Origin of the sequence: Corallococcus sicarius (assembly GCF_003611735.1) — a bacterium.
GTDB lineage: Bacteria > Myxococcota > Myxococcia > Myxococcales > Myxococcaceae > Corallococcus > Corallococcus sicarius.
Map to the genome: position 1 here is coordinate 1 of NZ_RAWG01000066.1, position 14,756 is coordinate 14,756.

At 69.7% G+C, this 14,756-nt stretch carries 13 protein-coding genes; 6 read left to right on the plus strand and 7 right to left on the minus strand.

The features are described from left to right. Positions 1-295 precede the first annotated feature (295 nt). From D7X12_RS13100 to D7X12_RS13110, 4 genes are read left to right on the plus strand one after another with little or no spacing between them, the layout of a single operon-like run. Positions 296-1,153, plus strand: a complete 858-nt coding sequence (locus D7X12_RS13100; protein WP_120625615.1) for a hypothetical protein — start codon at positions 296-298, stop codon at positions 1,151-1,153. A 40-nt stretch (positions 1,154-1,193) separates the two neighbouring features. Continuing rightward, a complete protein-coding gene (locus D7X12_RS13105; RefSeq protein WP_244224528.1) occupies positions 1,194-1,739 on the plus strand; it encodes a DUF2381 family protein in 546 nt (181 codons plus the stop codon). Beyond that, complete coding sequence (locus D7X12_RS44260; protein WP_244224531.1) at positions 1,669-1,881, plus strand: DUF2381 family protein; 213 nt, start codon at positions 1,669-1,671, stop codon at positions 1,879-1,881. Before D7X12_RS13105 ends, D7X12_RS44260 begins: the two co-directional genes overlap by 71 nt. A gap of 11 nt (positions 1,882-1,892) precedes the next feature. After that, positions 1,893-2,390: a hypothetical protein gene (locus tag D7X12_RS13110; RefSeq protein ID WP_120625616.1), complete on the plus strand. Its 498-nt coding sequence runs from the start codon at positions 1,893-1,895 to the stop codon at positions 2,388-2,390. Here D7X12_RS13110 and D7X12_RS13115 read toward each other — a convergent pair. After that, positions 2,383-3,933, minus strand: a complete 1,551-nt coding sequence (locus D7X12_RS13115) for a sensor histidine kinase (RefSeq protein ID WP_120625617.1) — start codon at positions 3,931-3,933, stop codon at positions 2,383-2,385. The genes D7X12_RS13110 and D7X12_RS13115 overlap by 8 nt on opposite strands. Before the next feature lie 244 nt (positions 3,934-4,177). Then, positions 4,178-5,263 carry an SGNH/GDSL hydrolase family protein gene (locus tag D7X12_RS13120; RefSeq protein WP_120625618.1) on the minus strand — a complete coding sequence of 362 codons (1,086 nt, stop codon included), beginning with the start codon at positions 5,261-5,263 and terminating at the stop codon, positions 4,178-4,180. 310 nt (positions 5,264-5,573) lie between these two features. Between D7X12_RS13120 and D7X12_RS13125 the strand changes: the two genes are divergently transcribed. Next, positions 5,574-6,857: a chloride channel protein gene (locus tag D7X12_RS13125; RefSeq protein ID WP_120625619.1), complete on the plus strand. Its 1,284-nt coding sequence runs from the start codon at positions 5,574-5,576 to the stop codon at positions 6,855-6,857. Positions 6,858-6,865: 8 nt separating this feature from the next. On the opposite strand, the gene D7X12_RS13130 is transcribed toward D7X12_RS13125, so the two are convergent. Further along, positions 6,866-9,166, minus strand: coding sequence for a membrane dipeptidase (locus D7X12_RS13130; RefSeq protein WP_120625620.1), 2,301 nt, complete (start codon positions 9,164-9,166; stop codon positions 6,866-6,868). A gap of 231 nt (positions 9,167-9,397) precedes the next feature. On the opposite strand from D7X12_RS13130, the gene yjjJ reads away from it, so the two are divergent. Continuing rightward, complete coding sequence (gene yjjJ / locus D7X12_RS13135; RefSeq protein WP_120625621.1) at positions 9,398-10,711, plus strand: type II toxin-antitoxin system HipA family toxin YjjJ; 1,314 nt, start codon at positions 9,398-9,400, stop codon at positions 10,709-10,711. Here the strand turns inward: yjjJ and D7X12_RS13140 are convergent. From D7X12_RS13140 to D7X12_RS13155, 4 genes are all read right to left on the minus strand, one after another. Further along, complete coding sequence (locus tag D7X12_RS13140; protein WP_244224529.1) at positions 10,696-12,009, minus strand: CapA family protein; 1,314 nt, start codon at positions 12,007-12,009, stop codon at positions 10,696-10,698. The genes yjjJ and D7X12_RS13140 overlap by 16 nt on opposite strands. Positions 12,010-12,028: 19 nt before the next feature. Beyond that, positions 12,029-12,793: a class I SAM-dependent methyltransferase gene (locus D7X12_RS13145; protein ID WP_120625622.1), complete on the minus strand. Its 765-nt coding sequence runs from the start codon at positions 12,791-12,793 to the stop codon at positions 12,029-12,031. A gap of 116 nt (positions 12,794-12,909) precedes the next feature. After that, the gene (locus tag D7X12_RS13150) at positions 12,910-14,355 is read right to left on the minus strand and encodes a DUF8814 domain-containing protein (protein WP_120625623.1); all 1,446 of its coding nucleotides are present in this window, start codon (positions 14,353-14,355) and stop codon (positions 12,910-12,912) included. A gap of 68 nt (positions 14,356-14,423) precedes the next feature. Further along, positions 14,424-14,744, minus strand: a complete 321-nt coding sequence (locus D7X12_RS13155; RefSeq protein ID WP_147443633.1) for a hypothetical protein — start codon at positions 14,742-14,744, stop codon at positions 14,424-14,426. Positions 14,745-14,756 lie beyond the last annotated feature (12 nt).

Sequence of the window (14,756 nt, forward strand, 5' to 3'; positions counted from 1 at the left end):
GGGCGGGAGGCTGGGCCACGACGACGGGCGGAAGGTCCTCCACGGTCATGGGCCGGGCGAGAAACCAGGCGCAGAAGACCAGACACACTCCGGTGAGAAGGGTCGCGCCTCCGATGAGCCACGCCCCCGTGCCGCGAGACTCTCGCGAGGGCGTCACCCGCGTCACGCCATCGGAATCGGTGCGACGCTCAGGGCCAGACTGCGGGGAACGCATGTTCTCGGGGAGCCTCCGGGGTGCGTATGCTACGGAAGCCGCTCCCCTCGAAGCAATGCGCGCGCCGCCACGCCCCCACCCATGACCGTCGAAGCGTCCGGCCCCTTCCCCGTCCACGCCTACACGCCGAGGCTGCGTGCGCTGGGCGCGCTCGTGCACACCGTGACCCTGGGCACGCTCTGCTACTTCACGGCGCTGCTGTTCCAGGACGTCCTCGCGGGAACGCAGACGGTGGAGCCCGGACCGCTGGCGGTGGGGCTGACGGTCGGAGGGCTGCTACCGCGCATCGCGCTGAGCCTGTTGCGGCTGGGCACGCGGGCCACGGTGACGGTGGGGCCGGAGGGGCTCGTGCTGACCCTGCGCGGGGGAGCGCACTTCGAGATTCCCTTCGAAGCACTGGAGTCCGTCCGTCCGTGGCGGCTGCTCATTCCGGGCCCCGGGCTCACGCTGCGCCTGCGCACGGGGCGCGCGTTCGAGTATGGGTTGGAGGTGCAGGCCCCGGCGCCGCTGCTCACGGCGATGGGCGCGCGGGGTGAGGCGCGCGACCATCCGCGGGTGCGTTACGCGCAGGCGCGGAGCGCGAAGTGGCGCAGGCGTTGGTACGACTGGGGGGTGAAGTACGGCGTGGTGCCGGGAGTGCTGGCGGCCATCTTCTTCCGGGCGCACCAGTACATCTCCTTCGGGGGGCCCTTCGGCGAATGGCAGATGTATGGCTTCCAGGCGTACGCGCTGACGTTCGTCCGGACGTGGCTGCCGGTGTTCCTGGCGCTGCTGCTGTTCGGCTGCTTCTGGAGGGGCCTCGCGGAGGCGCTGTGTTTCGGAGCCGCATGGCTGGGACCCCGCTGGGCACGTCACGTGCGAACGGGAGCGGAGTGGACCTGCCGTGCGCTGTATTACGTGGCGCTGCCGGTGTTCCTCGGGATGCGATTGCTGGGGTGAAGGATTGGAAGCCGCTCAGCCGTCCTGGTAGGTTGTGTGCGTGATTCGAGCCCTTCTGCTTTGTGTCCTGGTGGCCTCCGTTGCTGACGCCAGCGAGCGCGAGAAGAACGTCGTGCGTGCGCTCATGCTCTCGGAGCATCCGGGCGACGACACCCACCGTGTCTACGTGAAGGGGCAGGTGGTCACGACGCTGCGGTTCGAGCAGGCCGTGGATGCCGCCAAGACGAAGCTGCTCGGTTGGGAGGGGCGACTCGAACCGCTGGCGGTGGTCCGCAACAAGGTCATCCTGGAGCCCCTCCACGACCTCAACGACGAGGAAGGGATTCCCCTGGTCGTGACGTTGGTGGATGGAACCGAGGTGCCATTCCTCCTGCGTCCTCCGGGCTGGCAGCAGCAGGACCGGCCTGACCAGCAGGTCGACGTGTTCAAGGACCGTGAGGGCTCCGCGGCCATGCACGCGGCGCTGCGAAGGGCGCTCGAGGAGAACGGAACCCTGACCGACGTCCGCCCGGCTCCTGAGTGTTTCCAGCGGAAGGGAGAGCACCCTCGCGGTTCGTTCGACCCGCCCCTCGATTGCTCCGGGTGAATCCGGCGTGGTGGCGTTCGTGGCGGACCGGAGCGCCTTCCTTGAGGACGGCAAGTTGACCTCGGTCTTCCTGGAGTTCTACCGACACGACGGGCTGAGGCAGGCAGTCGTTCAGCTCGATCCAGGACTCGTTGCACAGTAAGAGCGCGACGTATGGCCTCCACCAAGCTCTCGCTCCTGGGCTGCGCAGTGCTGCTCGTGACCTCGTCCGGTTGCCCTGGCTCCGCCACCAGCGGCGTAGCCCTCCGCCCTGACGGCACACCGGGACCGGAGAAGTGCCCGGAAGAGGCGCGCAAGGCGATGAACTACCTTCGGCTGTTCGTCGGCGCCTCCGCGTGGATCCAGCTCGACGCGAATCAGTCCAGCAGTCCCCTCGCCCTGTACGAGGGCGCGATTGAGAGCGTGCTCGAGGATGATCTCGGCCCTCTGTCAGCACCGGCCCGGCTCTATGGCCGGGTCTGGACCAGCGGTCCCCAGGCCGTCATCCGGTACTACGCGGCCCAGCCCCTGGATGGAGGTGCTCAGGTCCCCATCTGTGCGGTGGCGCGGTTGGGCATCGGGCAGCTCCGGAAGCTGCCAGCCTCCAAGCCTGGGATGGCCGTGCTTGGCGCCTCCAGCGCGGGCGTCTACATCGTGGATGAGTTCAGGTAGCACCGTCAGGCTTCGTCGAATCGCTCGCCACCGCGTCCCGAACGCGTGGCAGCCGCACGACGAAGGTCGTTCCCTCCTCGTGCGAGGAGCGCACCATGACCTGGCCACCGTGGGCGCGGGCAATCTGGTGGACGATGTAGAGCCCCAGCCCCACGTTGCGCCCGCTGCGGTCCTGCTCCGCGCTGGCCCGCTGGAAGGGCTCGAAGAGCCTCGCGAGCACCTCCGCCGGAATGGGCGCTCCCTCATTGTGCACCGCGAGCACCACCGCCTCCGGCGACCCCTCCAGCCGCACCCGCACCTCCGACGCCACCGGGCTGTATTGCAAGGCATTGGCGATCAGGTTGGTCGCGAGCTGCGCCAGCCGCTCGCCATCCGCCACGAGCGCGGTCTCGCCCTCCACCTCCCAACGCAACCGGCGGTCGGGACGCGCGATGCGCGACTCCTCCACCACCTGCGCCAACACGTCGCGCAGGTCCTGATGACGCGTGACGAGCGGCAGCCCCCCTCCCATGCGCGTCCGCGTGAAGTCCAGCAGGTCGCCCACCAGCCCGGTGGCGCGCGTCGCCGTCCTCTGGATGCGCTCCAGGATGTCGCGAGTCCTCGCATCCTCGCGGGCGCGAAGCAGCCCCACCTGCACCTGCATCAGGATGGCGGCCAACGGGTTCTTCAGGTCATGGCTGACAATGCCAATCAGGTGCCGCTCGTACTCGGCCCGCATCCGCTCCTCGGTGACGTCCCGGGCAATGGACAGCACCGACAGCACGTTGCCCCACGCATCACGCTCCGGGAGCAGGCGGGACTGAATCACCCGCCGCCCCTCAAGCCCGGGAAAGTCGAACTCCAGCGACACCTCGCGGCCGGTGAAGGCCTCGTCGATGGCGGCGGCCCACTGATGGACCTGCTCCGCGGGCATCCCCAGCTCCGCGTTCGTCTTCCCCAGGAAGTGCTCCACCGGCTGCGCCGTGAGCCGGTGGATGCTGGGGCTGACGAAGGTGTGGCGGTGCTGCCGGTCGAACCGGGCCACCACGTCCGGCAGGTGCGCCGCCAGGCGGCGAAACCCCTCCTCCGCCTGCTGGAGCCGCTGGTGGAGCTGCTGGGTGCGCAGCTGCGAGGTCACGCGGGCGAGCAGCTCCGCCGGATCATACGGCTTCGTCACGTAGTCGTTCGCCCCCGCCTGGAGGCTCTCCACCACGTCCGCCTTGCTCCCCGCCACCGTGAGCATCAACACCGGCAGCTCCGCCGCATCCACCTGCGCGCGAAGGAAGCGCAGCAGGTCGATGCCCGGAATCCCCGGCAGGTACAGGTCGAGCAGCACCAGCGAGGGACGCGCCCCGAGCGCCAGCCGCTCCAGCATCGTCGGGCCCTCGGCGAAGAGCTCCAGCACGCAGTGCCCCTCCAACACCCTCCGGGCACGCTCGCGCTCGAGCGCGCTGTCCTCCACCAGCCACACCACCGGCAGCGCGCCCTCACCCCCTTCATGGGAGCGGCGCCCCTCCTCCGACGGCAACGACACGGGCGGTGATGCCAACGGGGACGGCTGCACGGGACTGCCTCCATGACCGCATGACACACTGCGTCTCGGCGGCTTACCGTCTGCCCCGGATCCAGGTCAATGTGCCCTCTAACAGGGTGCCCTGTTGCATGGGAGACGATCCACCGCTGCGTGCGGGCGAGCAACCGGACGCAGGCTCCGTGGAACAGCGGTGCTGTCGGGGAAGGCAGACATGACAAGGCCCCCGACCCGGTGACAGGTCGGAGGCCCTGGGCCCTACGGAGTCCGCGTCAGGCTACGGCGTCGCGGGATCGAAGTTGGAGATGGTCCAACCCATGCGCTCGTGGCCGAACTTGTTCCAGTCCGGGTTCTTGCCGTTGACGATCTGCGCGTCCGTGTAGCCCGGCGCGCCCGAGCCGGAGCCGGAGCCGGAGAAGATGTTCACGCTGATGGTGGAGCCCGTGTACGTCGGGTGCGTGTTGTCGGACTGGATGTAGTCGAAGCTGGTGCTCGCGTTCGCCAGGTGCAGGTTCGCGTCGCGCAGCGTGCTGCGCAGGGTCACGCTGATGCGCTGCACGTAGGCGTCCTCGGTCTCACCGGGGATGTAGGCAATCGCGGCCGAGTCCACCTGGCCGTCGCCGTTGCGGTCGTAGTCCGCCGCCATCATCTCCGCGAACGAGTCCGCGCACTTGAAGCCATACTTCGCCGCCAGGTTACAGGCGCGCCAGTTGCTGCGCGCCAGCAGCGGCAGGAAGTAGGTCTGCTTGTTCACCTTCTGCCCCGTCGCCGAGTCCGTGCAGGCCGTCAGCACGTTGTCCGCGTCGAAGCCGGGGTAGTAGATGTTGGAGATGACCTTCACCTTGGCGGAGGTCGCGTACTGGTTGATGGCCTGCATGCCACGCTCCATGTACGTGGTGCAGGCCGTCAGCGCCGCCTGCAGGCCGCTGTAGTTGCACGTGCCCGTCTGGTCCGTGAACGCGCTGCGCGCCTGCAGGTAGTCGTTGCCGCACATCTCGAACATCACGACGCGCGTGTTCGCGGTCTGCATGTACGAGCGCTCGTTGACGATCTTGTTGTTGTAGATGTCGTCCGCCTTCGCACCGGACTTCGTGCGGCGGATGACCTCCACGTTCGTGCCCCACTTCTTCGCCGCGTACTCACCTTCCACCACCGGCGCGCCACGGCGGGCCACGCTGCCAATGCCGCCGTTGTAGCCGGCGAAGATGGAATCGCCGTACGCCACCACCCGGTACGTCTGAGACGCCGACCGGTTGATGGTCCACGACGTGTTCTGGTTGATGGTGCTGGCCATCGCGCTTCCACCCAACGTGGTGGCGGCAACGACGGCGACGAGGGACAGCCCGCTGCGACGAACGGACATACCGGCTCCTGAGGAGGTAGGGGGTCTCCCCCCTGAGAGGGGAGAGGCCGCGCAAGCTACACGCCTTTGACTTTGGAATCACCTCCCAGACCTGAAATAGCTCTTCACTGAGCATTCCTGGTTGAACCTGAATTCCGCCATGCCGCGTCAGAGGAGGCCTGACTGATGACGCACCGCCCCGGATTGACGCGATGTTTCATCGTGTTTCAGGCTGCGGGAGCGATTCCCGCTGGAAGAATCCGTTGTCTGTGTTTGGACGGGGGTGAACTTCCCGACGGGTGCTGCCGCATCGCGCCTAGACTGCGCGGCCGTGAACCTCCCCCCGAGTGCCCGAGCGCTGGGACAGTGGCTGCTGCTGGGCGCCGTCGTGGGCGGGGTGTGCGGGGTGGCGTCCGCGGTGTTCCTGGCGCTGCTGGAGCTGGCCACCGACTTCCGGATGGGACACGAGGCGTGGGTGTACGCGCTGCCCGTGGCGGGGCTCGTGCTGGGCGCGGTGTACGGCCGGTGGGGCGCGTCCATCCGGGGCGGCAACAACCTGGTGCTGGACACGGTGCACGAGGGGGACGCGGTGCTGCCCCTGCGCATGGCGCCCATGGTGCTGGTGGGCACGGTGCTCACGCACCTGTTCGGCGGGAGCGCGGGGCGCGAGGGCACCGCGGTGCAGATGGGCGCGAGCCTCGCGGACCAGGTGGCCCACCGCTTCGGGGTGACGCCGGACACGCGGCGACAGCTGCTCGCGGCGGGCATCGCGGGCGGGTTCGGGTCCGTGTTCGGCACGCCGCTGGCGGGGACGGTGTTCGGGCTGGAGGTCGTGTGCGTGGGGCGCCTGGGCTACGAGGCGCTCCTGCCCGCGCTCACCGCCGCGGTGGTGGGCGACCTGGTGACGCGCGGGCTGGGCATCCATCACACCGTGTACCCGACACCCGGGGCGCTGGCGCTGACGCTGCCCGTGCTCGGCAAGTGGCTGGTGTTCGCGGCCGGGGTGGCGCTGGTGGCGGTGGCCTTCATCGAAGGCACGCACGGCCTGAAGAAGCTGCTGGAGCGCCGGGTGCCCTGGCTGCCCGTGCGCATGGCCCTGGGCGGCCTGGGCGTGGTGGGGCTGTGGCAGCTGTCCGGGACGGACGACTACCTGGGCCTGGGCGTGCCCGGCATCCTGCGCGCGTTCCACGACGTGTCGCTGCCGTGGGACGCGTTCGCGTGGAAGCTCGTGTTCACGGTGGTGACGCTGGGCGCGGGGTTCCTTGGCGGTGAGGTGACGCCGCTGTTCTTTATTGGAGCGGCGCTGGGCAACGTGCTGGCGCGGCTCCTGGGCCTGCCGGTGGACCTGGGCGCGGCGGTGGGCATGGCGGCCCTGTTCGCGGCGGCGTCCAACACGCCGCTGGCGCTGTCGTTGATGGCGGTGGAGCTGGTGGGCGGCGCGGTGCTGCCCCACGTGGCCATCGTCGCCACGGTGGCGTACCTGCTCACCGGACACCGGGGCATCTATCCGTCACAGCGCATCGCCCGGAGGAAGCTGGGCGGGCCGCTCCTGGAGCGCATCGTGTCCCTGCGCGAGCTGCACGAGGCGCCCCGGAAGCCCGGGGCGCCCCGCTAACCAACGGCCTACTTGCAGGTGAACGACCAGCGGCAGGTGCCGGACGCGCACTCGCGATCGCTGGAGCACACCGCGCCCCGGCTGCGCTTGTTCATGCACTTGCCGGAGTGGGTCCCCCAGCCGCAGAACTGGCCCGAGCCGCAGTGCGAGTCGCTGTCGCACAGGCAGCTTCCGGTGGGGTTCACGTAGCAGTCCGCGCTGCAGCGGTCGGTGGTGCACTCGTTGTCGGACTTGCACGTCTGTCCAAGCGTCTTGGAGCGCGGCGTGTAGCACCAGCCCACCGCGTCGAAGCAGCCACCGCACGCACCGGAGAGGCATTGGCCGTCACGGCCGCAGGAGGTGCCGTCCGTCTTGCGGTCCACGCAGTCGTTGTCGCCCGGGGTGCCGGGGATTTCGTCCTGGCAGTAGCGGGAGCTGCCGCAGTCGCCGTCGTCGTTGCACACGCAGCGGCCGTCGAAGGTGGCGCAGAGGACGGAGGTGCACTGCTCGGTCTGGCACTCGTCATCGAAGCGGCAGCCCTGCCCCACCGTCTTGGAGTCCGGCGCGTAGGGCTTGCCGCACACGATGGGGTAGGCCTGCTCACGGTCGGAGCGCGGCACCCACGGCAGGACGCCGCTGGTGTCGATGTCCGTCGCCGCGTCCGCCATGCCGGTGCGCGCGCTGCTCGCGGTGCGCTCCCACATCTGGATGAACAGCTCCGCGGAGCGGGCCAGGGGCGTGGTGTCCGCGCCCAGGTTCGTCACGTCCTGGAGCAGGTCGGGCAGGAGGCCCACGTGGGCCAGGCCCCGCTCGTCGAACGGGGTGCCCAGCCGGCCCGGGGACTTCAGCTCCTGCTGGTGGGCCTGCGCGTCGGCCTCCGCCTTGAAGCCGGCGGAGCACGCGCCGTGGGGGCCGAAGCGGGGGCGGGTCTGCTGGATGAAGCCGTTGAAGTCCGCGCCGAAGCCCATGTTGACCTTGAGCCCCTGGCGGCCGAACTCATACGCCTGCGCGAAGGAGCGGCTGGAGCCCTGACAGTCATTGGCGATGTTCGCGGGCGTGTACGTGCGCGTCTCGTCGTGCGCGGTGCGCAGGCCGAACATGCCGCCGGTGCGGCGGAGCATCTGCACGACCCAGGCGGGGGTGGTCTTCTCGTGCTCCGCGAGCTTGCCGTTCATCACCTCGCGGAAGTGGCCGTGGCTGATGTAGAGCGGGTAGTAGCGGTTCTGCTCGGCGACGGCGTAGGCATCCCGCACGCCCTTCTCCGACACGTGGGCCAGGTCGATGAGCATGCCCTTGTCCATCATCGCCTGGAGGAGCTGCTGACCGTCGGGCGTGAGGCCGCGCACGTTGCGGCACTGCGAGTCCACGTCGAAGCCCAGGGTGAGGCCTCCGACGGTGAGGCCGCAGTCGGTGTCGATGTGGCAGTTCTCCAGGAACTGCGCGGCCTGGAAGATGGCGTTGTGAGGGGCCGCGCCGCCGAAGCGGTTGTCCAGCTGGTGTACGGGCTGGAGGGTGCGCACGCCCAGCGCGTGGAAGCGCTCCAGCTCCGTGCGCCAGTCCTTCGTCCCGAAGAGCTTGCTGGTCTCGATGGAGAGGACCATGGCGAGCCTGCCCTGGGTGATGATCCGCCGCGCGTCCGCGGGCGACAGGGCGATCTCCGCCCAGTCATTGGCGGCGTCGAAGGCGCGGGCCCTCTGGAGTTGCACCTCCACGTCCGTCATCTCGTCGCAGGGGCGGTTGCGGTTCTGCGGAGGCAGGGCCTCGCAGAGGAAGCCGTTGCTGACGGCGGACACGACGACGAGCGACAGGCCGCCCTGGTGCGCCTGCTTGAGCCAGCCGCCCCAGGACTGCTGGTGGGCGATGGTGTCCCAGCGGGGCCACTCGGAGCCGGGGTGGCGGCGGCCCAGGTGGAGGCCGGTGTCGCCTTCCGTGCCTTCAATCTTGCCGAGGAACTCCGAGGCCACCGCGCCCGCGACGCCGAAGAACTGGGACAGGACGGGGACGTTGCTCAAGTCCACGCCGCCGGAGTTGGGGCACAGGTTGAGCAGGCCGCTCAGGTCCATGCGGACGCGGGCGTGGTCGCTCTCCGGGAAGCCGCCGTCACAGGTGTCCAGCGAGCCGTTGACGCCGCCGTGGAACCAGCCGCCGCCGAAGGCCTCCTCCGCGAACATGTGGTGGTGGAGCTCCGCGAACCCGGGCACCTCCACGCCCTGCTTCTGGGACACGGGCCTGGGAGGGGGCTCCACGTCCTCGACGGGAGCACAGGACAGGGAGGCGGCCAGGGACAGGGCCAGGGTGCTCCAGCGGAACCACGGGAGGGGGTGGGTCAAGCACTCTCCAGAATGAGGGAAGCACCCACATGCGACGACTTGGACACAGTGTTCAAGACGCAGGTCCCAGGGTGTGTCCGATAGGGGGCGAAGCCGGCCGGCCGGGCAGCCGGAGGCTCCTCCCCCGGGCCCTCTATCTACTCACGGCCTGGGCGGGCTCTCAGGGCATCTTCTTTCAAATCAAGATGTTACGTGCTCGTATGCCCTGAATATCTACTCACGTATCTACTCATGAGCGCCCCTCCCCAGTTCCTGGACGTCCTCCAGCGCCTCCAGCCGGTGCGGACCGAAGCGCTCCAGGAGCACTTCGGCGTTTCGCAGCAGACCCTGTCGCGGTGGCTCAAGGCCGCGGGCGCCCGGGTGTGCCGGATGGGGCGGACCCGGGGTGCCCTGTATGCCCGGACGCGTGAGGTGCCGAGGCTGGGGACCTGGGTTCCCATCCACCGGGTGGACGAGACGGGCCAGCTTCATCGGGAAGGCGCGCTCCACGTCCTGTCCCCTGGAGGGACGTGGATGGAGGAGGACCGGGGCCTCGGGCAGCGCTTCGAAGGACTGCCTCCCTTCGCGGAGGAGATGAGTCCCCAGGGCTACATGGGCCGAGGCTTCCGCGAGCGGCACCCGGACCTGGCGCTCCCTCCGCGCACGACGGACTGGAACGATGATCAGGTGCTCATCGCCCTGGCCCGGCGCGGAGAGGACTGCACGGGGGACCTCATCCTGGGTGAGGAATCCCTGAGCCGGTACCTCGCCACGCAGGTCCAGGAGGTCCACCGCGACAGCTACCCAGAACGGGCGAGGACCTTCCTGGCGGAGGGCACGGGGTCCTCCGCGGGAGGCGAGCAGCCGAAGTTCGCCGTCTACTCCGGGGGCCGGCATGTGCTGGTGAAGTTCGCGGATGCGAGCGCGGGCAGCGCGGGACAGCGGTGGCGGGACCTGCTCGCGTGCGAGCACCTCGCGCTGGAGTCGGCCCGCGCGGCGGGATTCGACGCGGCCCGGACGCAGTGGTTCGACCTGCGGGACCACCGGTTCCTGGAGAGTGAGCGGTTCGACAGGGTGGGCCTTCGGGGAAGGCGCGCCCTGCTGTCATTGCGCGCCATCGACAACGAATACATCGGGTCGGGGGGGAGCTGGACGGAGGTGGCGCTGCGCCTGCTGGCCGAGCGTCGTCTCTCTGGTGAAGACGTCCGGCGGATCCGCTGGCTCGACACGTTCGGTCAGCTCATTGGCAACACCGACCGGCACCTCGGCAATGTCTCCTGCTTCGTGGAGTCTTCCGGGCGGTTCCGGCTCGCGCCCCTCTACGACATGCTGCCCATGGTCTTCGCTCCGGATGGCGCGCACCTGGTCGAGCGAACCTTCAGGCCTGCCCCGCCAACGGCACACAACCTGGATGTCTGGTCAGACGCCGCCCGTCATGCGCTGGCGTACTGGGACACGCTCATCGCATCCGGGGACTTGAGCGAGGACTTCCGCCAGCGCTGCGTCATCTGCCGGGAACAGCTCGCGGCGCTCATCGCCCGCGTGCCGCTTCACGGCACCGTCTGAGCCGTAAGTCCCACCGCGCCATCCTCGCGTCGCCGCAGCTCCGGGGTGGCCACGCGGAACTCCGCGGGCAGCATTCGCAGGATGCGCTCACGGCGATACTTCGCGCTCACCAGCCGTTGCTCCAGCGCGGCCTTCTCCGTCCGTGTCGCCTTGTCCGGCGGCCCGGCACGCTGGGCCAGCGCGGCCAACCTGCGGGACACCTCTTCCAGTTCGCGGTCGATGAGCACTGGCTGGATGTTGCGGCGTGCCTTGGCCTTGCGGCCGGTGGCGTTGTTTTCAATCCAGACCGGCAACACCGCCACGTCTCCCAGCGCCACCGGAGTCCCGGGCTCCGCCCGCGTCACCCCTACTCGCAGCAGCAGCGAGTCCCGCTTGTCGCCCTCCGTGCCTGTCCTGCCGGTGGCGTGCTTGTAGAAGCGCCCCTGGTTCGCCACCAGGTTGCCCAGTGAGTACGCGATGAGTCCCCGCCGTCCGGACTTCGTCGTGTACGCCTCCAACGGCTGGAGCACGTGCGGATGGTGCCCGATGACCGCGAACGCTCCCGCCTCCAGGAAGGCCTGTCCCAGCTTCCGGTCCAGCTCGTGCGGCGTGTCCGCGTACTCCTGCCCCCAGTGCCCCATCACGAACAGCGCGTCACACTTCGCCGCTGCGGCGCGCACCCGCTCCACCGCCTCCTCCTCCCGCAGCCCCCTGCGATCCGGGTGCCTCGGATAGGTCACCAGCGCCGCGTGCGGTGCGTTCGCATCCTTCGGGTTGAAGAAGCCATTCAGGCTCCGCGTGAAGGAGAGGAAGCCCAGCCGCACCCCTCGAACCTCCATGAACACTGGCGCCCAGGCCGCGTCTCGCGTGGCCCCCGTGCCCACGTGCCGCAGGCCCGCTGCGTCCAGGTGGCGCAGCGTCTCCACCATGCCCTCCGGGCGCTGATCCCTCGCGTGGTTGTTGCCCGTGGACACCAGCTTCACGCCCGCCCCCACCAGCGCCTGCACCATCGCCGGCGGCGCGTTGAAGACCAGCTCCTGCGTCACCGCCTTGCGCTCGTCCGTCACGGGCGTCTCCAGGTTCACCACGCCCACGTCCGCCGTGCGCAGCACGTCCGACAGCGGCCCGAAGACGTGATCCCAGCCCTCGTGGTTGAGCGACGGCGCCACGCCTCCCCCGGGCGGCACCGCTCCACGCCTCGCATGGGCCTTCGCCACCGACTTCACCTCGCCGTGCGGAATCACGTCCCCGCCGAAGACGAGCTCCACGCGCACGGGCGCCGCCATCCCCACCAGCGGCATCAGCCACAGCAGGAGCACTGCAACCCCACGGCGTGACTCACCCGCCACGAGGCTCCCGTACGCCAATCACCACATCGCGATTCCACGGGTCGCGCCGGGTCGTCGCGGGACAGCCCGCCTCCTGCATCCACTGGAGCCAGTCCTCGCGCCGGAACAAGCCGCTGCGATGCCGTTCCTGCGACATGCTCACCGTCCCGTCCGCCTCGCGCATCACGTACGCGAACGCCGTCTCGAAGGTCTCGTCCTCCGGATCCGGATCCCACGACCACATGAGGTAGCGCATCGCGCGCCCGTTCGGCCCGTCGTGGCCTCCCGACTCGGTGACGGACTCGAACGTGTCCCGCACGCAGTCCGGCAGCAGCACCACCGCGCCTCCGGGCCGGCAGTGCTCCACCGCCGTCCGCACCGTCGCCCACGCGGACTCCCGGTCCGTCGCGTACATGATGGCGTCGTGCACCATCACCCGGTCGAACGTGCGCCCCAATCGCAGGGACGTCATGTCCCCCACCAGGTGCTCACACTCCGGGTTGATGGCGCGGCTGACCTCCAGCATCCCCGGCGCGCGGTCCGTCAACGTCAGCGCGTAGTGGGCCTTCAGATGGAAGGCCATGCTCCCACCGCCCGAACCCAACTCCAGCATCGTGCGCGCAGGCCCCTCCGCCGCCGTGCGCAGGATGCCGAGCAGGTCCGCCGCCTCCTCCACGTACTCCTCCGGCGGCGAGAACAGCGGCCACCAGGACGCGAGGTCCGCGTAGAGCTGCGGCTGCTCCGGTGGCGGCGGAATCACGGTGCGCAAGGCCATGGACGACCCTCGGCTCGAAGAGTGGTCTGGCTTTGTACCGCCCGGACAGCGGGGACGTCCATGACGCCCCCGCCGGAGTCCGCCGGCCCTACCGGACTACCTACTGCACTCCCGAGCTAGCGAACCTGGATGGCGTCCGCGACGACGTAGGTGCCCGCCGTGACCCAGCGGCTCAGCTGCACCTTGTTCCAGCCCGCCGGGAAGCTCCATGTGCCCAGCGTGTTCCACCGGGCCCCGTTGATCGTCTGGTTCACCTTCACGTTCGCCAGCTGCGTGCCCGTGGCGCTGGTGACGATGAAGGGCGCGGCCGTGGAGCGGTCCGTCGCCGCCGTCCACCACGCGTCCACCGTCTTCGTGCCCGCCGCCGACAGGTAGAAGTAGAACGTCGCCGGCTCCGACACCGCCGCGCCCGGGGACACCAGGTAGCTGCTGCCGTAGTAGCCCGCCACGTTCGTGGACGACGCCCAGCTCGCGCCCGTGAGCTGGATGTAGCCCTTCGTCTGGTCGTTGTTCGCGTTGTTGCTGTCAATCACCAGCCCCGTGGGCGTGCCGCCGCCCGACGTCCACAGGTACGTCACGTCCACCCAGTCGTTGTTCGACATCCCCAGGTCCGTCCAGAACGTCCCGTCCGCCAGGTCGATGCCCGCGGGGTTCGACGGACGCCGCCCGAACTGATCCAACCCGCCGTTGAAGCCATCCTGATACGCGGCCTGCGCCTCAGGCTTGCCCTGCGGCAAGGCCTTCCACATCTCGCGCACGGCGGAGGGATTCCAATAGTCATCCTTCGTGTTCCAGGGGCCCACGTCCCAGACAGACGTCGTCGTGCACTTCGCCGTCTTCGCGTAGCAGACACGCACCTGGTACTCGGAGCCCCCGTTCGACGCGAGCCCCCGGCGCGACGGCAGCGCCGCGAAGCGGTCGTAGCTCTTGATGACATGGCCGTTGGCCGTCGTGCCGCCCACCAATCCCTCTCGGGTGGCGTAGACGCGGTAGGTCAGCGCCGCCAGCGGCTGGAGCCCCTGCTCGGCGTCACTCCCCTCCCGCCAGCCCTCCAGGCTCAGCTCCTGCACCACCGGGCCCCGGCCGCGCTCGTCCGCCACGAGCGCCAGCCGCACCTGCACCTCCGTGCCCGCGCGGGGCAGCCGCACGGCCTCGCCTGCGTTGGAGGTGCGCCACTCGCTCCAGGCGCCACCGGGCACGCGGACGCGCACGTCCACCTCCACGCCCGTGCCCAGGGCCTGCGTGGCCTGGAGCCGGGGCTGGAACGTGTCCACGGGCTCGGGCAGCGTGCGCGCCGGGAACGTGTAGAGGCCGGTGAGCCGGTTCAGCCCTTCCGGCCGGCGCATCACGCCGTTGGGCTCGTAGAGCAACCCGTCCCGCGTGCGCACCAGCTCGCCCGTGCCCTCGCCCACGGACAGGTCCTCCGTCCAGCGCTGGGCCGCCGCCCGGAGCAGCTCCGGAGCAGGCGGAGCCGAGGGAGCAGGCTCCGCGGCCGCGCCCCCTTGCGCGAACACCGCACCCAACATCACCGCCATCAGTGTGGACCGCCACGACGCGCGCATGTCTGGACTCCCGGGAATGGTGAAAACCACCTACCCGGACATATCCTAAATTCCTTCTTTCTCGGAACTCAAGAGCCGTCGCAGGCCTGGTACTTCACGGGCAGCGAGCACCCCGCCATGGCGCAGTCCGGCGACGCCGCCGCCTGCTTGTCCCGGGCGATGACGGCCTGGAGGGACTCGCCTCCCAGGCACTTCACTTGCGGCTCTACGCCCGGGCAGCAACCACAGCCACAGGCCGTGTACGAGTCGCCCTTCAGCTCGGGCTCCGGAGCCGGCTCCGGAGCGACCGCCGGGGACGCGTCCGGGGCCGGAGCAGCGGATTCGGGACGGGAGGTCTGGGAGACACAGCCCACCGACAGGAGCAGCCACACCGGGACAAGCATTCGCATGTCCCGGAGGAT

Excerpts from the sequence above, each read along its gene's own strand:
- D7X12_RS13155 (WP_147443633.1), bottom strand. The coding sequence starts at position 14,744 with ATGCGAATGCTTGTCCCGGTGTGGCTGCTCCTGTCGGTGGGCTGTGTC.
- D7X12_RS13150 (WP_120625623.1), bottom strand. The coding sequence starts at position 14,355 with ATGCGCGCGTCGTGGCGGTCCACACTGATGGCGGTGATGTTGGGTGCG.
- yjjJ (WP_120625621.1), top strand. The coding sequence starts at position 9,398 with ATGAGCGCCCCTCCCCAGTTCCTGGACGTCCTCCAGCGCCTCCAGCCG.
- D7X12_RS13120 (WP_120625618.1), bottom strand. The coding sequence starts at position 5,263 with ATGTCCGTTCGTCGCAGCGGGCTGTCCCTCGTCGCCGTCGTTGCCGCC.
- D7X12_RS13145 (WP_120625622.1), bottom strand. The coding sequence starts at position 12,793 with ATGGCCTTGCGCACCGTGATTCCGCCGCCACCGGAGCAGCCGCAGCTC.
- D7X12_RS13110 (WP_120625616.1), top strand. The coding sequence starts at position 1,893 with ATGGCCTCCACCAAGCTCTCGCTCCTGGGCTGCGCAGTGCTGCTCGTG.
- D7X12_RS13100 (WP_120625615.1), top strand. The coding sequence starts at position 296 with ATGACCGTCGAAGCGTCCGGCCCCTTCCCCGTCCACGCCTACACGCCG.